The organism is Kutzneria sp. CA-103260, from assembly GCF_018263855.1.
GTDB lineage: Bacteria > Actinomycetota > Actinomycetes > Mycobacteriales > Pseudonocardiaceae > Kutzneria.
On sequence record NZ_CP073318.1, the window covers coordinates 687,063 to 710,932 of the forward strand.

At 69.4% G+C, this 23,870-nt stretch carries 19 protein-coding genes; 10 read left to right on the top strand and 9 right to left on the bottom strand.

Features of this window, described 5'->3' with window-relative positions; all coding sequences use genetic code 11:
* Positions 1-83: 83 nt before the first annotated feature.
* Entirely contained in the window at positions 84-764 is a 681-nt protein-coding gene (locus JJ691_RS02940) for a GntR family transcriptional regulator (RefSeq protein ID WP_211767254.1), read from the bottom strand.
* 110 nt (positions 765-874) lie between these two features.
* Here JJ691_RS02940 and JJ691_RS02945 point away from each other — a divergent pair, with 110 nt between their 5' ends.
* Positions 875-2,515, top strand: coding sequence for a phospholipid carrier-dependent glycosyltransferase (locus JJ691_RS02945; protein WP_442912617.1), 1,641 nt, complete (start codon positions 875-877; stop codon positions 2,513-2,515).
* 86 nt (positions 2,516-2,601) lie between these two features.
* Here the strand turns inward: JJ691_RS02945 and JJ691_RS02950 are convergent, their stop codons facing one another.
* Genes JJ691_RS02950 through JJ691_RS02960 form a run of 3 tightly spaced genes read right to left on the bottom strand, consistent with a single transcriptional unit; the run spans position 2,602 to position 6,775 of the window.
* The gene (locus tag JJ691_RS02950) at positions 2,602-4,512 is read right to left on the bottom strand and encodes an ABC transporter ATP-binding protein (protein ID WP_211767256.1); all 1,911 of its coding nucleotides are present in this window, start codon (positions 4,510-4,512) and stop codon (positions 2,602-2,604) included.
* A complete protein-coding gene (locus tag JJ691_RS02955; protein WP_211767257.1) occupies positions 4,509-6,311 on the bottom strand; it encodes an ABC transporter ATP-binding protein in 1,803 nt (600 codons plus the stop codon). The genes JJ691_RS02950 and JJ691_RS02955 overlap by 4 nt, the downstream gene beginning before the upstream one ends.
* Entirely contained in the window at positions 6,308-6,775 is a 468-nt protein-coding gene (locus tag JJ691_RS02960; protein ID WP_211767258.1) for a MarR family winged helix-turn-helix transcriptional regulator, read from the bottom strand. The genes JJ691_RS02955 and JJ691_RS02960 overlap by 4 nt, the downstream gene beginning before the upstream one ends.
* A 147-nt stretch (positions 6,776-6,922) precedes the next feature.
* On the opposite strand from JJ691_RS02960, the gene JJ691_RS02965 reads away from it, so the two are divergent.
* Positions 6,923-7,237 (top strand): hypothetical protein, encoded by a 315-nt coding sequence (locus tag JJ691_RS02965; RefSeq protein WP_211767259.1) that lies wholly within the window; start codon positions 6,923-6,925, stop codon positions 7,235-7,237.
* A 146-nt stretch (positions 7,238-7,383) separates the two neighbouring features.
* On the opposite strand, the gene JJ691_RS02970 is transcribed toward JJ691_RS02965, so the two are convergent.
* Together JJ691_RS02970 and JJ691_RS02975 are read right to left on the bottom strand one after the other, a co-directional pair.
* Complete coding sequence (locus JJ691_RS02970) at positions 7,384-9,891, bottom strand: DEAD/DEAH box helicase (RefSeq protein ID WP_211767260.1); 2,508 nt, start codon at positions 9,889-9,891, stop codon at positions 7,384-7,386.
* A 40-nt stretch (positions 9,892-9,931) separates the two neighbouring features.
* Positions 9,932-10,426, bottom strand: a complete 495-nt coding sequence (locus JJ691_RS02975) for a MarR family winged helix-turn-helix transcriptional regulator (protein ID WP_211767261.1) — start codon at positions 10,424-10,426, stop codon at positions 9,932-9,934.
* A gap of 72 nt (positions 10,427-10,498) precedes the next feature.
* Between JJ691_RS02975 and JJ691_RS02980 the strand changes: the two genes are divergently transcribed.
* Positions 10,499-11,641, top strand: a complete 1,143-nt coding sequence (locus JJ691_RS02980; RefSeq protein WP_211767262.1) for an amidohydrolase family protein — start codon at positions 10,499-10,501, stop codon at positions 11,639-11,641.
* Here the strand turns inward: JJ691_RS02980 and JJ691_RS02985 are convergent.
* A complete protein-coding gene (locus tag JJ691_RS02985; RefSeq protein WP_211767263.1) occupies positions 11,638-12,180 on the bottom strand; it encodes a GNAT family N-acetyltransferase in 543 nt (180 codons plus the stop codon). The two genes, JJ691_RS02980 and JJ691_RS02985, sit on opposite strands and share 4 nt — an antisense overlap.
* A 427-nt stretch (positions 12,181-12,607) precedes the next feature.
* Positions 12,608-13,708 carry an HNH endonuclease signature motif containing protein gene (locus JJ691_RS02990; protein ID WP_211767264.1) on the bottom strand — a complete coding sequence of 367 codons (1,101 nt, stop codon included), beginning with the start codon at positions 13,706-13,708 and terminating at the stop codon, positions 12,608-12,610.
* A gap of 244 nt (positions 13,709-13,952) precedes the next feature.
* Here JJ691_RS02990 and JJ691_RS02995 point away from each other — a divergent pair, with 244 nt between their 5' ends.
* From JJ691_RS02995 to JJ691_RS03005, 3 genes are all read left to right on the top strand, one after another.
* On the top strand, positions 13,953-14,927 hold the full coding sequence (locus JJ691_RS02995; protein WP_211767265.1) for a CYTH and CHAD domain-containing protein: 975 nt from the start codon (positions 13,953-13,955) through the stop codon (positions 14,925-14,927).
* 58 nt (positions 14,928-14,985) lie between these two features.
* Positions 14,986-15,183, top strand: coding sequence for a CsbD family protein (locus JJ691_RS03000; protein ID WP_211767266.1), 198 nt, complete (start codon positions 14,986-14,988; stop codon positions 15,181-15,183).
* A 214-nt stretch (positions 15,184-15,397) separates the two neighbouring features.
* Positions 15,398-15,784 carry an STAS domain-containing protein gene (locus JJ691_RS03005; RefSeq protein WP_211767267.1) on the top strand — a complete coding sequence of 129 codons (387 nt, stop codon included), beginning with the start codon at positions 15,398-15,400 and terminating at the stop codon, positions 15,782-15,784.
* On the opposite strand, the gene JJ691_RS03010 is transcribed toward JJ691_RS03005, so the two are convergent.
* Entirely contained in the window at positions 15,719-17,833 is a 2,115-nt protein-coding gene (locus tag JJ691_RS03010; protein ID WP_211767268.1) for a PP2C family protein-serine/threonine phosphatase, read from the bottom strand. The genes JJ691_RS03005 and JJ691_RS03010 overlap by 66 nt on opposite strands.
* Before the next feature lie 83 nt (positions 17,834-17,916).
* Between JJ691_RS03010 and JJ691_RS03015 the strand changes: the two genes are divergently transcribed.
* The 4 genes from JJ691_RS03015 (at position 17,917) to crcB (JJ691_RS03030) (ending at position 23,809) form a co-directional block, all read left to right on the top strand.
* Positions 17,917-22,254: a HAMP domain-containing protein gene (locus JJ691_RS03015; protein WP_211767269.1), complete on the top strand. Its 4,338-nt coding sequence runs from the start codon at positions 17,917-17,919 to the stop codon at positions 22,252-22,254.
* Positions 22,255-22,297: 43 nt separating this feature from the next.
* Positions 22,298-22,651, top strand: a complete 354-nt coding sequence (locus JJ691_RS03020) for an STAS domain-containing protein (RefSeq protein WP_211767270.1) — start codon at positions 22,298-22,300, stop codon at positions 22,649-22,651.
* Between the two features lie 352 nt (positions 22,652-23,003).
* Positions 23,004-23,456, top strand: coding sequence for a fluoride efflux transporter CrcB (gene crcB, locus JJ691_RS03025; RefSeq protein ID WP_306291348.1), 453 nt, complete (start codon positions 23,004-23,006; stop codon positions 23,454-23,456).
* Positions 23,453-23,809: a fluoride efflux transporter CrcB gene (crcB, locus tag JJ691_RS03030; protein WP_211767271.1), complete on the top strand. Its 357-nt coding sequence runs from the start codon at positions 23,453-23,455 to the stop codon at positions 23,807-23,809. The genes crcB (JJ691_RS03025) and crcB (JJ691_RS03030) overlap by 4 nt, the downstream gene beginning before the upstream one ends.
* Positions 23,810-23,870 lie beyond the last annotated feature (61 nt).

A 23,870-nucleotide genomic window follows, 5' to 3' on the forward strand; every position in this document is an offset into this window, starting at 1 on the left:
TGCGAAACGCTAGGAGCGCCGTGTTACGGCCCTGTGACGGGAACCATATATGTGGGTCGGCGGAGAATATATGTTTCGGCTTGTCACGCGAACAGACCCGTGTCGCTGGGCAGCGAGTCCAGCGCCTTGCGCAGCCCACCGTGGTGCGCCCGAGCCGCCCTGAGCAGTTCCTCCGTGTCCCGGGCCAGGAACGCCGCCAGGATCTCGTCGTGATCCTGTTGCAGCGTCCCGCGTTCGGCCGCGGTCAGATGGGTCATGGACTGCAACGGCTCGGTGATGTTCCAGGCCGACTCGAACATGCCCAGCAGCCTGCGCATCCCGCACGGCGTCACCAGCGCCAGGTGGAACCGGCGGCTCTCCCGGTGGTAGGCCGCCGCGTCGCCGTCCCGAACCGCTTGCGCCATCGCCCGATGCGCCCGCTCCACCGCCTCGTCGTCGGCCTTTCCCGCGGCCGCCACCGACGCCGTCAGCGCCGCCGTCTCCAGCACCTCCCGGACGAGGTACATCTCCCTGAGCTCGGCCGCCGTCAGCTTGGCCACCGTGTAGCCCAGGTTCGGCCGGTGCTCCACCAACCCCTCGCCGATCAGCGTCTTCAGCGACTCGCGCACCGGAATCACGCTCACCCCGAACACCGCCGCCACCTCCTCCAGCGGTATCGCCGAGCCCGGCGGCACCCCGCCGTCCAGCAGGCACCGCCGCAGCTCGGTCAGGATCGCCGCCTGCGAGCTGTCCGGATGCTCCCCGGCTAACCTCGCGATCAGCACCGACCGTCGTCTAGGACCCGGCATGCCCGCAGTCGACCACTGAACCGCACCGCCCGGCAAGCCGTGTGACGGTCACCGACTTCGTCATGCCGTCAGAAAGAAGGATGTCCGTGGTGTCGCCGTCCACCCGCCAGCTGCCGAGCGCGGACGAGGCGACCCCGGAGCTGCGCCGGCGGTGGGCGTTCGTGTTGATCGTGGCCGTGTTGCTGGCCCAGATGGCGGTCGCCATGATCACGACGGCGGTGCGGCAGACCCCGACCATCGACGAGCCGGTCTACGTGGGCACGGCCGTGGTGTACCTGGACCAGCACAGCCTGCGCTACAACCCGGAGCATCCCCCGCTGGGCAAGCTGATCATCGCGGCCGGGGTGGCCTTCGCCGACGCGCACCTCGACCGGGCGTTCGCCGGCGACGAGACGCAGCTGGGCCGGCAGGTGCTGTACGAGTCGGGCAACGACCCGGGACGGCTGATGCTGCTGGCCAGGCTGCCGGTGATCGTGCTGACGCTGCTGTTCGGGTTGGTCGTCCTGGCGTTCGCCCGGGATCTGGCCGGCCCGGTCGGCGGGCTGGTGGCGCTGGCCCTGTACGCGTTCTCGCCCGACGTCATCGCCAACGGCTCGCTGGCCACGCTCGACGTGCCGGTGGCCGGATTCCTGCTGACGTCGGTCTGGCTGCTGTGGCGGGCCCGCCGCCGCCCCGGCCTCTACCTGCCGCTGTCGGGACTGGCCCTGGGCGCGGCCGTGGCCACGAAGATGAGCGCTCTGGCCGCGGTTCCGGTGCTGTTGCTCCTGGTCGTGCTGTCCTTTCGGCACGCCAACCCCACGCACCGGCTGAGACGAGGCGTGGTCGCGGCGGCCGCGGTGGCGGTGATCGCGGTCGCGGTGGTGTGGGCCTGCTACCTCGCGGTGGATCCACAGCTGCGCTGGCAGACACCTTCGGACGCGCCGGTCGTGCACGGCCTGCGCGCGATCGTCTACTGGCTGCCGCTGCCCGAGCCCTACCGGTACGGGATGCGGTTCCAGTTCGGCCTCGAGGACCAGGTGTGGGGCACCTTCCTGTTCGGGCACTACCACCAGGGCCCGCTGTGGTACTACCTGCCGGCCGCGATGCTGGTGAAGACGCCGCTGGGCATGCTGGCGCTCTGGCTGGCCGGCGCTGGCGTGCTGCTGTCGGTTCCCCGACTCCGCCCGGCCGGGCTCTACGTGCTCGTGCCCACGGCCGTGCTGCTGGCTTCGGCCATGACCGGCAGCCGCGACCTCGGCGTCCGGTACGTCGTGTTCGCGCCGATGTTCCTCGCAGTCGCGGCGGCCTGCGTGGTCGTCGTCCGCCGGCGGTGGGCGCACATCGTGGCGGCGGTCCTGGTCGTCTTCACGGCGGTCAGCTCACTGCTGACGTTCCCGTACTACCTGCCGTACTCCAACGAGGCGTTCGGTGGACCGGCGCACACCCATCTGCGCCTGCACGACTCGAACGTCGACTGGGGCCAGGACCTGGGCCGGCTGGCGGACCGCCTCCAGCAGGACTACGCGGGCCAGCCGGTCTGGCTCGTCTACAAGGGTAGCGGCCTGCCGTCCTACTACGGCATCCACGCCGCCGACCCGCTTGCCGTTCCCCAGCAACAGGTGCACGGGCTGCTCGTCGTGTCGGATTCCGCCATCGCCAAGGCCGACGCCCGGCTGACGGCGCTGATCGCCAACAGCACGCCCATCGACGACGTGGGCCACTCCATCACCATCTACCGCCGGCCTTAGCCCCGCGAGTCCCGCTCTCGGGCAACTGAATGTCGAGTTCCGGAACTCGACACATGGTTGCCTGAGCGCGGGACTCGCGGGGGTTCTCAGTGCACTTCGAGGGTTTGGCTGGTCCAGGTGGCGTACATCTGGGTGTACTTGCCGCCGGCGGCCACGAGTTCGTCGTGGGAGCCGACTTCGACGATGCGGCCCTCGTCGACGACGACGATGCGGTCGGCCTTCATCGCGGTGGACAGGCGGTGCGCGATGAGGATGGCGGTGCGCCGCTCCAGCAGGACGTCCAGCGCGTCCTCGATCTTGGTCTCGGACTGGAGGTCCAAATTGGACGTCGCCTCGTCCAGCACCAGAACCCGGGGCTGGGCCAGGAAAGCCCGGGCCAGGGCGACCAGTTGGCGTTCGCCGGACGACAGGGACTGCCCGCGTTCCTGGACGATGGTGTCCAGCCCCTCGGGCATGCGCTCGACCACCTCGACCAGGCCGACGGCCCGCAGCGCGTCCCAGACCTGCTCGTCGGAGGCGTCGGGGCTGGCGAAGCGGATGTTGTCGCGCAGCGGCCCGGCGAACAGGAAGGGCTCCTGCGGCACGACGCCGAGCTGATGGCGCAGCGACTCGATGCGCACGGACCGGAGGTCGTGGCCGTCGATGAGCACCCGGCCGGCGGTGGGGTCGTAGAACCGGGTCACCAGCTTGGCCAGGGTGGACTTGCCGGCGCCGGTGGGCCCGACGAAGGCCACGGTCTCGCCGGCCCGGATGTCCAGGGAGACATCGGAGATCACCGGACGATCGGCGAGGTAGCCGAAGGTGACGTCGTCGAAGGTGATCTCACCCTGGATCGGCGGCAGGTCGACGGCCTCGTCCGACTCCAGCACGTCCGGCTTGGTGCCCAGCAGCGACTTCAGCTTGGTGATGGACGACTGCCCCTGCTGGTACATGTTGTACAGCTGCACCAGCTGCTGGATGGGCTGGAAGAACGCGCCCATGTACAGCAGGAACGCCACCAGCTCGCCGATGGTCAGCTGGCCGGCCGACACCATGCCGGCGCCGATGGCCAGCAGGGCCAGCTGACCGGCCACGCCGACGACCTGGGTGCCGGGGCCGTAGATCGAGTTGATCCGTCCGGTCTGGACGTTGGTGTCGTAGTACTTGCCGGTCACCTGTCGGTGGTGCGCGGTGTTGTGCCGCTGGCGGTTGTGCGCGGTGACGATGCGAACACCCTGCAGGCTCTCGGAGAGGTCGGCGAGCACGTTGGCGATGTTGTCCCGCACCCGCACGTAGCCCTTGCTGGACGCGCGGTGGAACCACAGCGACATCACGGTCAGGATCGGCACCACCAGCACGACGGTGATCAGCGCCAGCCGCACGTCGTAGGTGAACAGCACCACGGTCACCACGACCATGGTCAGGCCCTGGATGGCGAACTGCACCAGGCCGTCCTGCAGAAGCTGTTGCAGGTTCTCGATGTCGCTGGTCATCCGGGTCATGATCACGCCGGCCTTCTCGCCGGTGTAGAAGTCCAGCGACAGCCGCTGCAACTGGGTGAACACCCGCACCCGCAGGTCGTTCATCACCCACGCGGCGATCCGCCCGGTGACCTTGACCCGCGCCGCCTGGGCGATGCCGGTGACCAGCAGGCTGGCCAGGTACACGCCGGCGACCACGAACAGCACCGTGTAGTCCTTGGCGATGATGCCGTCGTCGATGCCGATCTGGGTCAGCTTCGGCGCGGCCTGCAAGGACAAGGCCTCCAGGACCACCAGCACGCCGGCCAGCAGCGCCATCGCCCAGTACGGCCGGACCAGCCGCCGCAGGCTCAGCTTGGCGCCGTCGGGATCGGGCCGGCCGTGCTCGAAGACGACCTCCGGCTCCGGGTGCTCCGGCTCGGTCTTGAGCAGCTTGTCCACGCCGGCCTGCATCTCCGACGGCACGCCGGCGAACGGCAGCCCGCCCGCCCCGCCCCGGCCGCCGAACATCGGACCGCCACCTCCGGGAAACGTCATCGCGCCACACCCCCCAGTTCCTCCACGCCAAGGGCATCAACATTCGCCTGCGCCAGCACTTCGGCGTACAAGGGCGTGCTCTCCAACAGTTCCGTGTGCGTGCCGTCGGCCACGATCCGGCCGCCGTCCATCAGCACCACCCGGTCGGCCAGGCTGATCGTGGACAGCCGGTGCGCGATGATCAACGTGGTCCGGCCGGCGAACAGGGTCCGCAGCCCGGCGTGGATCTCCTGCTCCACCTGGACGTCGATGGCGCTGGTGGCGTCGTCGAGGATCAGCACCGGCGGGTTGACCAGCAGCGTCCGGGCGATCGCGATGCGCTGGCGCTGCCCGCCGGACAACGTGTAGCCGCGCTCGCCGACCACGGTGTCGTAGCCCTCGGACAGCTCGCTGATGAACTCGTGCGCGCCGGCCAGCCGGGCCACCAGTTCGATCTCCGCGATCTCCGCGTCCGGCCGCCCGTAGGCGATGTTGTCCCGCACCGACGCGGAGAACAGGAACGGCTCGTCCAGCACGACGCCGACGCTGTCGCGCAGGCTGTGCAGGGCCAGGTTCCGCACGTCGTGCCCGTCGACGGTGACCGACCCCTCGCGCACGTCGTAGAACCGCGGCAGCAGTCGGGCCACAGTGGACTTTCCGCTGCCGGTCCGGCCGACCAGCGCCACGGTCTCGCCGCTGTCCATCCGCAGCGAGAACCCGTCCAGCACATCGGGTCCGTCGCCGTAGCCGAACCGGACGTCGTGGAACTCCACGTCGCCTCGGGCGTCGGTCAGCGCGACGGCGGCCGGGGCGTCCACGATCTCCGGCTTCTCGTCCAGCACCTCGTACAGGCGCTTGGCCGAGGCCGCGGCCCGCTGACCCATCATGATGAGCATGCCGAGCATGGTGAACGGGATCTGCAGCATCATCAGGTAGGAGTTGAAGGCCAGGATGGCGCCGACGCCCAGACTGCCCTGGATGGCCAGGAATCCGCCGTACAGCAGCACGATCGCCATGCCCACGCGGGGCAGGTTCTGCGCGGCCGGCGTCCACCGGGCCCGCAGGTCGGCGTCCTTGACGTAGGCCCAGCGCACCTTGATGGCGGCCCGTTGCAGCAGCGACAGCTGCCGCCGTTCGGCCGCGAACGACTTGACCACGCGCACGCCGTTGACGTTCTCGTCGACCACGGTCGCCACGTCGGCCAGCCGGGCCTGGATCAGCCACGACACCGGGAACATCGAGCGCTGCATCTGCCGGCTGGTCACGAACACCAGCGGCATCGGCAGCATGGCCAGGATGGCCAGCGGCACGCTGATCGCCAGCATGTAGCCGAAGGCGACCACCGCGATGCCGCACTGCACCAGCATGAACGGCGCGAAGGCCAGGTACATTTGCACCGAGCGGATGTCGGAGTTGGCCCGGGAGATCAGCTGCCCGGTCTGGGACCGGTCGTAGAACGGGAACGACAGCCCGGTCAGGTGCTCGTACATCAGGTTCCGCATGTCGTACTCGATCTTGTACGCGGTGCGGAACAGCAGTTGCCGGGCCAAGAACCCGGCGATCAGCATCACCGCGGTCAGCCCGATCAGCCACCACAGGTAGTCGGCCAGCGGCACCTTGTGAGTGATGATCGAGTTGTCCAGCGCGTCCTGGATCAGGGTCGGCACCTGCACCGACACCAACAGGCTCAGCGCCGACGAGGCCAGCGCGGTGCCGAACATCCACTTGTGCGCCTTGAGCAGCGGCAGCGCCCGCCGCAGCCAGGACCGGCTCGGATCGGGATCGATCACGGCGGTCGGCGGCGGATACGTCTTGCTCACCGGCATTCCCCCCTCTGCGCGCCCTCGCGGGCGGCCCATTCGGCTTGTCTCGCGCTCACCAGCGCCTGGTGCCACAGCGTCAGCGCGGCCATCGCGAGCTCGGCCTGCTCCTCGTCGAGGAACGAGGCCAGCCCGGCGAGCTGCCCGCGGATCGCGTCGTTCGCGGTGGCCAGCAGGTGCCGGCCCGCGTCGGTGACCTCGTGCGTGACCTTGCGCCGGTCGGTCGGGTCCGGCTCGCGTCGCACGTACCCGCCCGCGACCAGGCCGTCCATCACCGCGGTGACGGTGGCCGGCTTGACCGACAGCATCCACGCCACCCGCGACGCCGTCGACGGATTTCCCGCCGTCAGCACCGACAGCATCCGGTACTGGGGCAGCGTCAGCTCGACGCGGAGCAGGGCGCGCTCGGCGACTCGGGCCAGCCGGGCCAGCACCATGCCCGGTTCGACTGTTTCGGGTGTCACATATTCAGGGTATCAAATACTGAGTCTGTATCCGTAGTTGTGGATGTACGGGGTTTCCCGGATGTCTTGACCACGCGTCAGGCAGCACCATTGCCGTGCCCGGGGGGACTGGGCACGCAACACAGGGTGAGGGGAAAGAGGACGGGGATGGCATCGCAGGACGTGGCCACGGCCGTGGCGGGACTCGACGAGTCGCTCCAGGCGCTGCCGGCCACGATGATCAGCGCGCTGAACGGCTGGCGCCTGGTCAACCCGGAGCACGACCCGTGCGACCCGACCAGCCAGGAGACCTACTCCTTCCCGGAGTGGCTGGTGCGGTCGAGCGTGCGGGCCGGCCGGGCCGAGGCGATGGCCACCGCCGCCCTGGAGGCGGTCAAGGCATTGGCCGCCGTCCAACCGGGGCTCGACCCGCAGCAGGTGCTCGAACTCATCGAGCGCCGGGTCGACGCCGCGATCTCCTGATTGGCCGGGGAGGGCCGGTCAGGAGCGCCCTGAAGGGGATTCCGACCCGTCGGGTGGGGGCCGGAGTCCCCTTCAGGTGGACGGCCGAGCTCGCGGCGGTCGTCAGGAAGTCCGAGCAACTCGGACTTGAGGGGTGAACGGCCGCGTCAGGCGGTCGTGAGAGGTCCGACGTCCGTGACGGTGATCGCCGCCGTCCCGGATTCGTCGGACCCGAGCAGGTCCACCTCGGCGCTGATGCCCCAGTCGTGGTCGCCGTCGGGGTCGTCGAACACCTGCCGGACCAGCCAGCGCTCCGGCTCGATCTCGATCTGCAGCAGCTGCGGCCCACGCGAGTTGGGCCCGGTGCCGATCCGGTCGTACTCCTCGAAGTACGGCTCCAGCGCCTCCTGCCAGGCCTGCGCGTCCCAGCCGTACTCGGCGTCCAGCTCGCCCAGGTCGTAGTAGCGGCGCAGCGCGGCCAGCTCGACCCGGCGGAACAGGGCGTTGCGCACCAGCACCCGGAAGGCCCGCTCGTTGGTGGTGACCGCCGGCGGCCGCTCGTCGATCGGCTTCTCGAGCTGCTCCTCGGGGTTGGCCAGCTTCTCCCACTCGTCGATGAGGCTGGAGTCGACCTGCCGGACCAGCTCGCCCAGCCACTCCACCAGGTCGGTGAGCTCCTCGGTCTTGGCCTCGTCCGGCACGGTCTGGCGCAGCGCCTTGAACGCGTCGGCCAGGTAGCGCAGCACCAGGCCCTCGGACCGGGCCAGCTGGTAGAAGCCGATGTACTCGGTGAAGGTCATGGCCCGCTCGAACATGTCGCGGACCACGGCCTTGGGCGACAGGTGGTGGTCGAGCACCCACGGATGCCCGCGCCGGTAGGCGTCGTAGGCGGCGTTGAGCAGTTCCTCCAGCGGCTTCGGGTACGTGACGTCCTCGAGCAGCGCCATCCGCTCGTCGTACTCGATGCCGTCGGCCTTCATCTTGTTGACGGCGTCGCCACGGGCCTTGAACTGTTGTGCCGACAACACCTGGCGCGGATCGTCCAGGGTCGCCTCGATGATCGACACCACGTCCAGCGCGTACGTGGGCGAGTCCCGGTCCAGCAGGTCGACCGAGGCCAGCGCCAGCGGCGACAGCGGCTGGTTGAGCGCGAAGTCCAGCTGGAGGTCGACGGTGACGCGGATGGTGCGGCCCTGCTCGTCGGGCTCGTCCAGCTTCTCCACCACGCCGGCGGCCAGTAGCGCCTTGTACATGGCGATGGCCCGCCGGATCAGCCGGATCTGCGACTTGCGGTCCTCGTGGTTGTCCTCCAGCAGGTGCCGCATGGCCTGGAAGGCGTCGCCGGGCCGGCCGATCACGTTCAGCAGCATGGAGTGGCTGACCTGGAAGCTGGAGGTCAGCGGCTCCGGCTCGGCCTCGACCAGCCGGGTGAAGGTGGCCTCGCCCCAGGACACGAAGCCCTCCGGCGGCTTCTTGCGCACCACCTTGCGCCGCTTCTTCGGGTCGTCGCCGGCCTTGGCCAGGGCCTTCTCGTTCTCCACCACGTGCTCGGGGGCCTGCACCACCACCATGCCGACGGTGTCGTAGCCGGCCCGGCCGGCGCGGCCGGCGATCTGGTGGAACTCGCGGGCCTTGAGGTGGCGGGTGCGCACCCCGTCGTACTTGGACAGGGCCGTGAACAGCACGGTGCGGATGGGCACGTTGATGCCGACGCCGAGGGTGTCCGTGCCGCAGATGATCTTCAGCAGGCCGGCCTGGGCCAGCCGCTCGACCAGCCGCCGGTACTTGGGCAGCATGCCGGCGTGGTGCACGCCGATGCCGTGCCGGACCAGGCGGGACAGCGTCTTGCCGAAGCCCGAGCTGAACCGGAACCGGCCGATCAGCTCGGCGATCGCGTCCTTCTCGGCCCGGGTGGAGACGTTGATGCTCATCAGCGCCTGCGCCCGCTCGATGGCCGCGGCCTGGGTGAAGTGCACGACGTAGACCGGGGCCTGCTTGGTCTGGAGCAATTCCTCCAGAGTCTCCTGCAGCGGCGTCAGCACGTAGCTGAAGTGCAGCGGCACCGGCCGTTCGGCGTTCTTGACCACGGCGGTGGCCCGGCCGGTGCGGCGGGTCAGGTCCTTCTCGAACCGGGTGACGTCGCCGAGGGTGGCCGACATCAGCACGAACTGGGCCTTGGGCAGCTCCAGCAGCGGCACCTGCCAGGCCCAGCCGCGGTCCGGCTCGGAGTAGAAGTGGAACTCGTCCATCACGACCTGGCCGACGTCGGCCTCGGCGCCGTCGCGCAGCGCGATGTTGGCCAGGATCTCCGCGGTGCAGCAGATGATCGGCGCGGTCTCGTTGACGCTGGCGTCGCCGGTGAGCATGCCGACCTTGTCCGCGCCGAAGGTTTCGCACAGCGCGAAGAACTTCTCCGACACCAGGGCCTTGATCGGCGCGGTGTAGAACGTCCGCACGCCGTTGGCCAGCGCGGCGAAGTGCGCGCCGGCGGCGACGAGGCTCTTGCCGGAGCCGGTCGGCGTGCTGAGGATGACGTTCGAGCCGGAGACGACCTCGATCAGCGCCTCCTGCTGGTGCGGGTAGAGCGACAGGCCCTGCCCGTCCGCCCAGGCGGAGAAGGCTTCGTAGAGGGCGTCCGGGTCGTTGTCGCCGGGCAGCTGGTCGGTGAGCGTCATGATGGCTTGATCGTGCCCTGTCGTCGGGGTCGGATGCGAATCAACGGTGGTCGCCGAGGGCCAGCAGCACCTCGCGCAGCGCGTCGGCGGCCGCTCGCGCGGTCTCCGGCGGCACGCTCTTGAGCAGCTTGCGCTGCGCTTCGGTGCTGGCCCGGACGGCGGCCTCGGCCGTGTCGACGCCCTCCGGGGTCAGCTGGACCCAGCTGGAGCGGGCGTCGTCCGGGTCGGCCTCGCGGGCGATCAGGCCTTCGGCGGTCAGCCGCCGCAGCACGTTGCTGGTGCCGCCGGAGGACAGCAGCAGCCGGGCCGCCAGGTCGGTCGGGCGCAGCCGGTAGGGCTCGCCGGTGGACCGCAGCACCGCCAGCACGTCGTAGTCCGCCTTGGTCAGGCCGAACCGGGTCAGCTGGGTGTTGGTCGCCTCGGCCAGCAGCGTGTAGAGGCGGCCGGTGCGCTTGGACAGCTCCAGCTCGATGCCGGCGACCTCGGGCAGCTGGCCGCGCCAGGCGTCGAGAATGCCGTCGACCACGTCCCGCATGTCACTCAGGGTAGCTTGCGTGGCGAAAGCTTTCAGTATAGCTTTTAGAAAAGCTTTCTCGGGAGGTTTGTCGTGCTGGTGATCAAGGGTGGGCACGTGCTCGGCGTGGGGATCGCCGATGTGGTGGTCGACGGCGGCGTGATCGTGCGGATCGGGGTCGGGTTGGCCGCGCCGGAGGTGATCGACGCGTCCGGTCTGGTGGTGCTGCCCGGTTTTGTGGACACCCATCGGCATCTGGTGCAGGCCGCCCTGCGGGGGAGTGGGGCCGATCTGCCCATCGACGTCTATCTGTCCGATGTGTTGCCCCGCAACCAGTCCATGTCGCGTTCGGAGGTGCACGCCTCGGTGCTGCTCGGGGCCGTTGAGGCCTTGAACGCCGGTGTGACCACCGTGCTGGACTGGGGGCATGTGGGCGATCCGGCCGTCGCCTTTGAGGCCTTGACCGCCTCAGGCATTCGGGCCCTCTTCGGCGTCTACCCCGACGAGGTGCACCGCTTCGCGTCGTCTGCTGGGCTGGTCACCGCCGCCGTCTCTTCTCTCGGGCCCAGCATGTCCTTTGAGGACAGTGCTCGGCACATCGCCTTGGCCCGTTCGCTCGGCTTGCTGACCACCATGCACGTCAACGGCACCGGCGTCGTGGCCCGGATGGCCGATCTGCTCGGCCCCGACCTGCATTTCGTGCACGGCAACAAGTTGACTGATGAGGAGTTGCGGCTGCTCGCCGCCGCCGGCTCCGGCCTCACCGTCACGCCGGTCGTCGAATCCGTGATGGGCCACGGCGTTCCCGCCTACGGCCGCTTCTCCGCCGCCGGCGGCGCGCCCGCCCTCGGTGTCGACGTCGTGATCAACTCCTCCGCCGACATGTTCGAGCAGATGCGCGCCGCGCTGTGGCTGGAACGGTTGGGCGGCAACGATCTGGCCGCCGCATCGCTGCTCGTGTCGGCCAGCCTGGACGGTGCCCGCGCCATCGGCCTCGATGGCTCGATCGGTTCCCTGTCTGTCGGCAAGCGGGCGGATATCGTGCTGCTGGACGGGTTCGGTCACCTGCCTTCTGACCTGGTGGCCGGTGGCATTGTCGCCACCGCCGGCGTCTCCGACGTGCGGACCGTGCTGGTCGACGGCCGTGTCGTCAAACGTGATGGCGTCATGGTCGATCACGACCTTGCGGCGCTGCGTGCGGCGGTCGGATCGGTGGCCCGGAAAGTGTTGGCCTAGGGGCGTATGTCGACGTACTGGTCCGACGACAACTCGTACACCCGTACCCGCCGACCGTAGGTGGGATTCACGGTCTCACGGGCCGGACGCATCCCCAGTTTGGTTATGATCCGTTCGGAGGCGTCGTTGCCCACTTGAGTGATGCTGACGATCCGTTCCAGCCCTCGTTCTTCGAACCCGAACCGTACAGCGGCCTTAGCCGCCTCGGTGGCCAAGCCCTGCCCCCAGTGGGAACGTCCCAGCCGCCAGCCGATCTCAACCGCTGGCAGTACCTCCGGAAAGTAGTCGGGCACCGATAGGCCGGTGAACCCGGCCAGCTCGCCAGTGGACCGGATCTCCACGGCGAACAGGCCGAAGCCCTGCGACTCCCACTCGCTCTCCCATGCCTGGATCCCGCCGCGAGTCTGCGGTTCGTCACGGACGCTGCCGTCACGGATCCACCGCATGACCTCCGGGTCGGCGTTGACGGCAGCCATGGGCGCAACGTCTTCCTCGCGCCAGCGACGCAGGATCAACCGAGAAGTCTCCAGCGTGACCATCCCACCATTCTGGATCACAGTGGGCTCTCCGCCTAGTACGGACGGGTGAGGGAGGGGGCAGGAAATGGACTAACGCGCCCACCAACGCGCCCCACGACGCACCCGCCGGCAGACCACCCAACGCCCCCACCTGACGCACGCACCTACGGACCCCAACCACGGTGTCGGGTGGCAAGGCCGCGACGGCACACCGCAACCGTCAACGAAGGAGTCGGCCGTCGTGGCCGCGGCAGCGGATCACCAGCCCAAGAGTCTGTGAGAATACGGGCCGTCGGGCGAGAGAATGCCCATACAACCCCCGAACGGGCTTTCCACCTGATCTGACCGGCTGGTGCGGTGTCTCGTCCCACGATCCGTGCCGATGAGAGCGGCTGTGGGCCAGAACGCCGATTCGCCCAGTCGATCCTGGTGACAGCGCGGGCTGGGTTCAGAACGGTGGTTCGTCCACCGGATCTGGCTTGGTGGTGTACGTCTGACCCCACCGAGTCTCGATCGTCGTAGTCCCGTCGTCGGTGATGGTGACCTTCGCGTTGGTGGCGTGCTTGTACCGATGGTGCCTGCGATCCAACGGCCCGAGGTTGGTCCCGGTGGTCTTGCCTTCGGGCCACGCCACCGCATGGTCGACGTCGCAGGACCGCGACGGGTGGGAGCAACACGGCATGACGCATGTGCGATGCCGGGTGCGGATGAACCGGTCCACCTCCGCCTTCGGACGGTAGATCCCCGGGTTGTACTCCAACAACTGCCCGGCCGGATCGGTGAGCAGGCGGTGGAACACCGTGCCCGGGTGGGACATGAGATCCCGCACCACATGCGCCGGGAGCAACTGGCCGGTATCGAGCTGCCCAGGCCGCTCATCCACCCCCAGCAACGCGGTGATCGGCACCGTGACCTGAATCAACGCCTTGGAACCAGCACTCCGCGGTTCCTCCAACACCAACGACGCCAACACATCCGCCCGCACCGCGTCCATCGACCGGCCGTTCTTGGCTTCCTTGCGCGCCAACCGATCGATCTTGGCGTACATCATCTTGGCGATCTCCACCGGCTGCTCGCACTTGAGGGCGGCCATGCCGTCCTCCAGGTCGTACAGGACAACAGTACGATCACGACGACGTTTCTCCCGACGTCGGGCATGCTCGGCTGGGTCCGCCCGCTGCAACCGACCCTGCACGGAGCGTCGGATCTGTTGGCAGCAGCGACCTTCAGCCGACTCCAACGTCTTGGCGACGACCTTCTGAGCCAACTCCTCACTGTAGCCGTCGGTGGGGTCGACCAACCCGTGAGCGGACCACTCGCTGATCACCCCGGCCTCCATCGCCTCCACCACATTCGGAAAGACCTTGACCACATGGCTGGCCCACTCGGCGAGGTAGGCCGCGTTGGTAGGGGACAGCTGCAACGCCAGGGCGATGTCGACGGGGGCGTGCTTGTCGATGTTGAGGTCGGCGATCAGCCGGATCAGCTCGGCCTGACAGCGACGGATCATTCCCTCGCATTCGATCAAGCGAGCGATTTTCTCTTGCATACCAGCGATTCTACCGCCTCCAAAGATCGAACTCGTCACTCGAACGGGTGGGAAAGTCCTTGTGGGACAACAAGAAGCGCCTTGGGACGGGATCGGATGATCAAAGTCTTAACGACTTGGGGGGCGGGTGCTGGAGGGCTGCTCAGGGGGCGGTGAGGTGCTGGATGCATAGAGACAGGGCCGTTGTGGTAGCCGGGAGGGTATGACGACGCGAGCGAAGGAGACGGAGCGTAAGTACTAGCCGGTGGACGCGGGGCGGCTGGCGGGGGTGCCGGGCCTGGACGGCGGCGAGGAGATCCTGCTGGACGCGGTCTATCACGACACGGCGAACCTGAGGCTGGCTCGCAGGGGAGTGACGCTGAGGCGTAGAACGGGCGGAGCGGACGAAGAGGTCTTCGACGCGGTGGAGCGCCGGCTGGGGCGACCGTCGGACGCGCCGCCGAAACTGGTGCGGTTGCTGGGGGATCGGCTGCTGAAGCGAGGGCAGCCGCCGAACGCGATCGCCGCATACGTCCAGCGGCAGGTCGAGGAGATGGGCCGGCAGGACATCAGGATCCGGCAGGGTGGCGAAGACTCGGTGCACCAGCTGCGCGTCGCCAGTCGCCGGATTCGCAGCGTTCTCCAGGCGTACCGGGGAAGTCGCTGGCTGATCAAGGAACTGCGTTGGCTGGGAGGCGTTCTCGCGCCGGCCCGTGACCTTGAGGTGCTCCGCGAGCACCTGCAAGCGGAAGTGGCCGCGCTGCCGAGTGAACTGGCGCTGGGCAACGTGAGGCAGCGGCTCACCGAGACGTTCGCGCCGAGGGAACAGCAGGCCCGTGACGAGGTGCTGCGAACCCTCAAGAGCGATCGGTACTTCGCGTTGTTGAACCGACTGGACGCGGTGCGAATCAAGCCGGTGAACAAGAAGAAGCGGCTCCGCAAGACGAAGAGCAGGGTCTGGAACAACGGGACGCTGCATGACGTCCGCAAGGCGGCGAAGCGCGCCCGCTACGCGGCGGAGGCGTCGCGCAAGCCGAAGTTGGCCCGGCGCTTGAAGAAACTGCAGAAGCAGCTCGGTGTGCACCAGGATTCCGTGGTGGCACGCCAGGAGCTGCGGGCGATGGGGATCCAGTCCCATCTGGACGGTGACAGCGCGTTCACCTACGGGCTGCTGTACGGGTGTGAGCTTCGTCGCGCCGAGCTGGTCGAGGAGTCCTTGCCGCGCAAGCGAAAGGTTTGAGTGGGTGGACCGCGGGTATCCCCCTGTCAACGGAACCGGCGAACAGGAGGGACTACAGATGAGCAATGATCGCAAGTTCGAGGGTAAGGCCGACGAGCTGATCGGCAAGGCCAAGGAGGGCGTTGGCCGTGCCACCGGCGACGAGCAGATGCAGGCTGAGGGGCGCGGTGACCAGATCAAGGGTGGCCTCAAGCAGGCCGGCGAGAAGGTCAAGGACGCGGCCCAGAAGGTGAAGGACGCCGTCACGGGCAAGTAGCGAGAGCCGGGCAGTGTCAGCCTGCCGTCGGCAGGGGACCGGGGTTGGCGATGCCGGGCGAGAGCCCGTGTCGGCAGGGGGCACGGGCGAGCAGTGCCCAGCACACGCCCGAGAGGGCGAAGGGGCCAGCCCCACCCGCCGCCCGCGTCGGTTTGTTCGGCGCGGGCGGCGGGTACACCGCAGTGACCGCTGCTCACGACGGAGGACGGCCGCAGTGACCGAAGCAGGAACTCAGGCGGCGACGCTGACGCTCGCCCTGGCCGGTGAGCTCGATGTCGGCACGCAGGCGACGACGTCGGCGCTGATCGAGAAGGCGTTGAACGCCGCGCCGCGGGTGCTGGTGCTGGATCTGAGGGAGGTCGACTTCCTCGGCTCGACGGGACTGTCGGTGCTGATCGAGGCGCAGCGGACGGCGGAGGCCCGCAACACGCTGATCTGCCTGGTGACCAACCGCAGGGCGACGTTGCTGCCGCTGGAGCTGACCGGCCTGACGACGATGTTCCCGATGTTCAAGACGCCGGAAGAGGCCAAGCGGTCAGCGCACGTGCAGCGCGAGCAGGCACGTGTCGTCCCGCGCGTTGGCACCGACGTGCGCCAGTAGCAGGTCGGCGTAGCGCTCGATGTTGGTGACGGTGCGAGCGGCGGTCACGACGAGGTCGTCGAGGCATTCGTCGATGTCCAACCCGGCCCGCTCGACCAGTCCGTCGGTGAACAGCACCAGCCGGTCCCCGGGGGCCAGTTGCAGCACCTGTTCCTCGTACACAGGCGAGCTGAAGGCCCCGAGCAGCGGACCGGCCGGCAGCGGCAGCAGGGACGCCGAACCGTCCCGGACGAGCAGCGGCGGCAGGTGCCCGGCCCGCGCCCACACCAACACCGAGGTCGCGGGGTCGAAAACCCCGCACAGCACGGTCCCGCTGATCCGTTCCGGCAGGCCGGCGGCGGCGGTGTTCAGCCAGGCCAGCAGCTGCGCCGGCGGAGCCCCGGTCATGGCCAGCCCGCGCAGCGCGTTCCGCATCGAGATCATGCCGGTGACCACGGGAATCCCGTGCCCGGCGATGTCCCCGATCACCAGCAGCAACCGCCCGGACGGCAGCGTGACGGCGTCGTACCAGTCGCCGCCGACCAGGTGCTGGGTGGCCGCCGGCTGGTAGCGGACGGCGATGTCCAGACCGGTGGGCCGGGGCAGTTCGGCGGTCGGCGGAATGATGGCGTGCTGCAACTGGATGGCCAGCTGCTGCTGCTTGTCGGCGTGCTCGGCGGTTACCTCCAGGGCGAACTCCGTGTGGTACTCCGAGGTCACGTCCTGCCAGGCCCCGCGCAGCGCCACGACTTCGCCGGCGGCGTCCGGCACCGGTTCCGCGAACAGCCGCAGCTGACGGTCGGGCATCTTGAACACGGCGGTGGCCGGCCGCCGGCTTTTGATCACGGTGTGCAGCAGCCGGTCCATGGTCGACTCGCCGTCCGGGCCGAGCCCGGCGGCCAGCTCCCGCAGCGGCAGCACCTGCCGGGTGCCGATGACCTCGTACAGCTGCGGGGTCCACGAGACCCGACCGGTGACCAGGCTTTCCTCCCAGCCGCCGAGCCCGCCGGCCCGCAGCGCGTTGTCGGCCAGCTCGGAATCGGGCACCCGCCGCCAGCTGATGGCCACGCCGTCGTACAGGCGGGCGACCCGGATCCGCCGCTCCTCGTCCAGGAACTCCTCGCCGACGCCGGTCTCCAGCACGCGCACGGCCCGGTCGAACAGCCCGTCGGCCTTGGCGGCGAACGGGAACAGGGCCAGCAGCCGCTCGCCGATCATGTCCGCGGGCGGCAGCGGCCAGCCCTCGCCGACGTGGTCCACCACGAAGTCGACCACCTCACCGCCGACCAGCTCGGCCCGGGCCGTCAGCACCGCGTCGACCAGGCTGTCCAGCAGACCGAGCAGCCAGGACTGCTCGCCGTCCAGATCGGTGAGGGTGCTCGCGCACAGATCGGCCAGCGCCGCCAGCTCGGTCCGCTGCCCCGGGCTGAAGTCACGGCGCGGGATCGGCCAGCAGATCTCCATCGCCCCCAGCACCGCCCGGCTGTTGCGGATCGGCAGCACGGCCCGGGCCCCGCCCGTCCACCGCCCCGGCCCCAGCGCCGTGTCGCCCGAATGGAGCCACAACTGCCGCTGCTCCCCGACGGCGGTCCGGGCGTGGCAGGCCAGCTGCGGCGGCAGCTGCCGCCACCGGGCCGCCTCGGCCGGCCCCAGGCCGCGCGAGCCGACCAGCTGGAGCGTGCCGTCCGGCTCCACCCGCCAGATGGCCAGCGCCACGGCGCCGGTCGGCAGCAGGGCCTCGGTGAACACCGCCTCGGCCAGCGCGTCCCCGTCCCGGGCGCTCGAAGCCCGGGTCTCGGCCAGCCGCCGGCCCAGCACCGGGATGTCGCCGGGAGAAGGCGGCGGGGCGGTCTCCATCAGCTCGGCGGCCATCTCCAGCGGTGTGATGCCGACGCTGTCGGCCAGCGTGTGCAGATGCTGGGTGGCGTGCGCGACGGTGCCGCCGATGCGCTCCACCAGCCGCCCTTTGGCCTGCTCCAGGACGGCGTCCGCGGCTGCTCGCGCCCGTAGCTGCGCCAGCTGGTCGCGTTGGTGGGCGACCAGCCGGGCCAGCCGTTCGAGGTCCGACACCCGGCGAGTCTAGAAGTCGCCGGGCCGTTATGCCCGCATGCCAGGATGGATCTCCGGGGGCACGAGCGCTACGGGAGCGGCTGATGGTGGTGGAGGGCAAGGCCGTGCAGGACGAGCGGCTCCAACAGCTGCTCCACGGTCTCAAGGCGGTGCGTGACGGCGATTTCGGCACGCGGCTGCCCCGGGTCGGCGACGTGCTGATGGACGAGATGTCCGACGTGTTCAACGGCATGGTCGACCAGCTGGCCCTGTTCACCTCCGAGGTGACGCGGGTGGCCCGCGAGGTCGGCACCGAGGGCAAACTGGGCGGTCAGGCCACGGTGCCGGGCGTGTCGGGCACCTGGAAGGACCTGACCGACTCGGTGAACGCGATGGCCGGCAACCTGACCGGCCAGGTCCGCGACATCGCCGAGGTGGCGACCGCGGTGGCCCGGGGCGACCTGACGCAGAAGATCACGGTCGACGTCAAGGGCGAGATGCTGGAGCTGAAGAACACCATCAACACGATGGTGGACCAGCTGTCGTCGTTCGCCGACGAGGTGACCCGGGTGGCCCGCGAGGTCGGCAGCGAGGGCCGTCTCGGCGGCCAGGCCCAGGTGCCCGGCGTCGGCGGCACGTGGCGTGACCTCACCACCTCGGTGAACTTCATGGCCGGCAACCTGACCGACCAGGTCCGCAACATCGCCCAGGTGACGACCGCGGTGGCCAAGGGCGATCTGACGCAGAAGATCACCGTGGACGCGCGGGGCGAGATCCTGGAGTTGAAGAACACCATCAACACGATGGTGGACCAGCTGTCCTCGTTCGCCGACGAGGTCACCCGGGTGGCCCAGGAGGTCGGCACCGACGGCATCCTCGGCGGCCAGGCCCAGGTGCCCGGCGTCGGCGGCACGTGGCGGCAGCTGACCACCTCGGTGAACTTCATGGCCGGCAACCTGACCGGTCAGGTGCGCTCGATCGCCCAGGTCGCGACGGCCGTGGCCAAGGGCGATCTGACGCAGAAGATCACCGTGGACGCGCGGGGCGAGATCCTGGAGTTGAAGAACACCATCAACACGATGGTGGACCAGCTCTCGTCGTTCGCCGACGAGGTGACCCGGGTGGCCCGCGAGGTCGGCACCGACGGCAAGCTGGGCGGCCAGGCCGACGTCAAGGGCGTGTCGGGCACCTGGAAGGACCTCACCGACTCGGTGAACGTGATGGCCGACAACCTCACCGACCAGGTGCGGTCCATCGCCCAGGTGACCACGGCGGTGGCCCGCGGCGACCTGTCGCAGAAGATCCGGGTCGACGCGCGCGGCGAGATCCTGGAGCTCAAGGACACCATCAACACCATGGTCGACCAGCTCTCGGCCTTTGCCGACGAGGTCACCCGGGTGGCCCGCGACGTCGGCACCCAGGGCGACCTGGGCGGCCAGGCCATCGTGCGGGGCGTGTCGGGCACCTGGAAGGACCTGACCGACAACGTCAACGTGATGGCGTCCAACCTGACCGGGCAGGTGCGGTCCATCGCCCAGGTGGCGACCGCGGTCGCCGAGGGCGACCTGTCCAAGCGGATCCGGGTCGAGGCCCGGGGCGAGGTCGCCGGCCTGGCCGACACCATCAACACCATGGTCGACACGTTGTCCGCCTTCGCCGACGAGGTCACGCGCGTGGCCCGCGAGGTCGGCACCGAGGGCCAGCTGGGCGGTCAGGCCCGGGTGGCCGGCGTGTCCGGCACGTGGAAGGACCTCACCGACTCGGTGAACGTGATGGCCGACAACCTGACCTCCCAGGTGCGGTCGATCGCCCAGGTGACCACTTCGGTGGCCCGCGGCGACATGTCCAAGAAGATCGACGTCGACGCGCGCGGCGAGATCCTGGAGCTGAAGACGACCATCAACACGATGGTCGACACGCTGTCCTCGTTCGCCGCCGAGTCGACCAGAGTGGCCCGCGAGGTCGGCCGGGAGGGCCGGCTGGGCGTGCAGGCCGAGGTCGAGGGCGTGTCCGGCACCTGGAAGCGGCTCACCGAGAACGTCAACGAGCTGGCCCTCAACCTGACCCGGCAGGTCCGGGCCATCGCCGAGGTGACCAGCGCGGTGGCCACCGGAGACCTGACCCGGTCCATCACGGTGGAGGCGCAGGGCGAGGTCGCCGAGCTCAAGGACAACATCAACTCGATGGTCCGGTCGCTGCGCGAGACCACCCGGGCCAACGAGGACCAGGACTGGACCAACACCAACCTGGCCCGCTTCTCCGGCCTCATGCAGGGCCACCGCGAGCTGCGCATCGTGGCCGAGCTGATCATGAACGAGCTGACCCCGCTGGTCGACGCCCAGCTCGGCACGTTCTTCCTGGCCGAGCTGGGGGAGGACGGCGTCACGCTGCGGCTGGTCGCCGGCTACGGCCACAGCATCGACTCGTCCGGGACCGACTCGGTGCCCACGGAGTTCCGCCTCGGCCAGTCGCTGGTCGGGCAGGTGGCCAGCACCAAGAAGGTGATCCTGGTCGACCGGACGCCGGCCGACTACGTGCGCATCGCCTCCAGCCTCGGCTCGGCCGGCCCGGCCAACCTGATCGTGCTGCCGATCGTGTTCGAGGACCAGGCCCTCGGCGTGATCGAGCTGGCCTCGTTCGGCCGGTTCACCCCGGTCCAGCGGGACTTCCTGGAGCAGCTGATGGAGACCATCGGCGTCAACGTGAACACGATCATCGCCAACGCCCGCACCGACTCGCTGCTGGCCGAGTCCCAGCGGCTCACCCAGGAGCTGCGGGCGCGCTCCGAGCAGCTGCAGGAGCAGCAGGGCGAGCTGCGCCGCTCCAACGCCGAGCTGGCCCGGCAGAACCGCGACATCGAGGTCAAGAACTTCGAGATCGAGCAGGCCCGCCAGGAGCTGGAGGAGCGGGCCCAGCAGCTGGCCCTGACCTCCAAGTACAAGTCCGAGTTCCTGGCCAACATGTCCCACGAGCTGCGCACGCCGCTCAACAGCCTGCTCATCCTGGCCCGGCTGCTGGCCCAGAACCCGACCCGCAACCTCACGCCCAAGCAGGTCGAGTTCGCCAACGTGATCCACTCCGCCGGCACCGACCTGCTCCAGCTGATCGACGACATCCTGGACCTGTCCAAGGTCGAGGCGGGCAAGATGGACATCCACCCGGAGCGGTTCCCGCTGCCCCAACTGCTGGAGTACGTGCGGGCCACCTTCCAGCCGCTGACCGTGGAGAAGGGCCTCGGCTTCGGCGTGCAGGTCGCGCCGGACGTGCCCGACAGCCTGTACACCGACGAGCCGCGGCTGCGGCAGGTGCTGCGCAACCTGCTGTCCAACGCGGTCAAGTTCACCGAGACCGGCCGGGTCAACCTTGCCGTGCGGCTGGCCGGGGACACCGTGGAGTTCGCCGTGTCGGACACCGGCATCGGCATCGCGCCGGACAATCTGGAGACCATCTTCGGCGCGTTCCAGCAGGCCGACGGCACCACCAGCCGGCGGTACGGCGGCACCGGCCTGGGCCTGTCCATCAGCCGCGAGGTGGCCTACCTGCTGGGCGGCGAGATCAAGGCCGACAGCGAGCTCGGCGTCGGCAGCACGTTCACGCTGCACCTGCCGGTCGAGCCCGAGGTCGCCGAGCCGGCGCCCGTGCCGGAGCCGGCCGTGCCGGACACCCGGCGACGGGTGCTGGTGCTGGAGTCCGGCGGCGACGAGCTGTCCACGCTGGCCCGACAGGTCGCGGTGACCCTCGGCGACCCGCACGTCACCGTGGCCGCCACGCCCGACGAGGCCGCCGCCGCGCTGCTGGCCGCCCCGCACCAGGCCGTGGTCCTGGACCTCAACCTGCCTGAGGCGATGTCGCTGACGTTCCTCAAGCGACTGGCCAACCACCCCGACCTGGTGGCCCTGCCGGTGTTCGCGCACCTGGCCCGGCCGCTCACACCGGCCCAGGACCGGCTGCTCCAGTCGCACGTGCGCAACCGGCCCGTGCAGATCGTGGACAGGGTCGAAGAGCTGCGGGAACGGCTGGTGCAGGAGCTGTCCTCCGAGGAACACGGGCACGAGGGCATGCACGGCCGCCAGGTGCTGGTGATCGACGACGACGTGCGCAACGTGTTCGCCATCGTCGGCATGCTGGAGACCTACGGCATGACCGTGCTGCACGCCCCCAACGGCCGCAAGGGGATCGAGGTGCTGCTGGCCAACGAGGGCGTCGACCTGATCCTGATGGACGTGATGATGCCGGAGATGGACGGTTACGCCACCACCGCCGCGGTGCGGGCGATGCCCCAGTTCGCCCAGCTGCCGATCATCGCCGTGACCGCCAAGGCCATGCAGGGCGACCGGGAGAAGAGCCTGGCCTCCGGGGCCAACGCCTACGTGACCAAGCCGGTGGACGCCGACGAGCTGCTCGACACCATGCACCGGGTCTTGGGGCCGGGGGAGGGCTGACCGTACCGTAGGCTGCGGCGTCAGTCGAAGACAGGGAGAGTACGTGCCCGAGAACCCCGGCGCCTTCGCCGCCGACACCGAGCTGGTCGACGGCGTCGCCGTCGTCCACCTGGCCGGCGAGCTGGACATGCAGACCGTGCCGGCGGCGACCCTGGAGCTGGACCAGGCCCTCCAGGCCGGGCCCAGCGGCCTGGTGGTGGACATGACCGGGCTGACCTTCCTGGCCTCGGCCGGGCTGGCCATGCTGGCCGCCGTCGGCGAGAAGGCCGGGCAGGCCGCGGTCACCCTGCGGCTGGCCGCCGACAACCGGGTGGTGCTGCGCCCGCTGGAGATCACCGGCCTCGACGCCGGTTTCGCCATCCGCGACTCGGTCGACTCGGCCCTGGCCGACTTCTGACGTTTGTGCGTCTCCAAGACCTACAAACCCGCCCGGGCACGGTCTTCAACCGCTACAAACCTCCGGGGTTTGGGGTGGTTGGAGACGTCCGCGACCGGGGTTTGTAGGTCTTGGAGACACCCATACCCTGCTGGGCACGGTTCTTGTTTCTCGCTTGTCGATCCACGCCTGCTGAGGCATGACACACACCTCCTCCGTCCAGGACGACCCACCAGCGCCACGGCCGTGCCGGTACACTGAGGCCGACCGGCGGTGGGGCTCGCCGGCCCCGCAGGCCGGGGAAACCGTGGCACACGTCGCCGCCAACAGTCCCTACTGGATCCTGTCCGTTCGGGTTCTCGTAGGAGGCTGTGTGTCTGTCGACCCTGACGTCGACCTCCATGTTCCGGCGCAGCGGCGCGAAATGGCCCGCACCCACGGCGGCGTGCTCGCGGTGATCGCCGCCGGCGGCGGGCTCGGCGCGCTGGCCCGCTACGGCGTCTCGCTGTGGCTGCCGACCACGCCGGGGCACTTTCCCTGGGGGACGTTTTCCATCAACGTGTTGGGCTGCTTCCTGATCGGCGTGCTGATGGTCCGATGGGGACAGCGCCCGCTGCTGCGACCCTTCCTGGGCGTCGGCGTGTTGGGCGGCTTCACCACGTTCTCCACCTACGCCGTGGAGACGCGGGCCCTGCTCGCCCCGGGCGAGGTGCCTGTCGCGATGGCGTACCTGTTCGGCACGCTGGCCGCGGCGATGCTGGCCGTGCTGGCCGGTGTGTCGCTGACGCGGGCGCTGACCCGGAAGCCGGCGGAGGTTGCGGCGTGACGTTGGCGCTGGTGTTCGTCGGCGCGATCGTCGGCGCGCCGCTGCGGTATCTGACCGACCGGGCCGTGCAGACGCGCAACGACTCGATCTTCCCGTGGGGCACGATGACGGTGAACGTCTTCGGCTGCCTGGTGCTGGGATTTCTCGCCGGCGCGGGGACTTCACTGCCCAGTGGCGTGGCAGCTCTGGTGGGCACCGGGTTCTGCGGTGCGCTCACGACGTACAGCACGTTCAGCTACGAGACGCTGCGGCTGGTCGAGCAGAAATCCTACCTGTACGCGGTGATGAACGTGCTGATCAGCCTGATCGCCGGGCTGGGCGCGGTGTTCCTGGGCTACGCCCTGGCCGTGTGAGCGATCCTCGGCCACTCCAGGCGGGGCTCGCGTTCGGCTGGGCGGGCGGGCATACTTCGGC

Coding starts and splice junctions, on each gene's coding strand:
- JJ691_RS02950 (WP_211767256.1), bottom strand. CDS start 4,512: ATGACGTTTCCCGGAGGTGGCGGTCCGATGTTCGGCGGCCGGGGCGGG.
- JJ691_RS02965 (WP_211767259.1), top strand. CDS start 6,923: ATGGCATCGCAGGACGTGGCCACGGCCGTGGCGGGACTCGACGAGTCG.
- JJ691_RS02970 (WP_211767260.1), bottom strand. CDS start 9,891: ATGACGCTCACCGACCAGCTGCCCGGCGACAACGACCCGGACGCCCTC.
- JJ691_RS02975 (WP_211767261.1), bottom strand. CDS start 10,426: ATGCGGGACGTGGTCGACGGCATTCTCGACGCCTGGCGCGGCCAGCTG.
- JJ691_RS02985 (WP_211767263.1), bottom strand. CDS start 12,180: ATGGTCACGCTGGAGACTTCTCGGTTGATCCTGCGTCGCTGGCGCGAG.
- JJ691_RS02990 (WP_211767264.1), bottom strand. CDS start 13,708: ATGCAAGAGAAAATCGCTCGCTTGATCGAATGCGAGGGAATGATCCGT.
- JJ691_RS03000 (WP_211767266.1), top strand. CDS start 14,986: ATGAGCAATGATCGCAAGTTCGAGGGTAAGGCCGACGAGCTGATCGGC.
- JJ691_RS03015 (WP_211767269.1), top strand. CDS start 17,917: ATGGTGGTGGAGGGCAAGGCCGTGCAGGACGAGCGGCTCCAACAGCTG.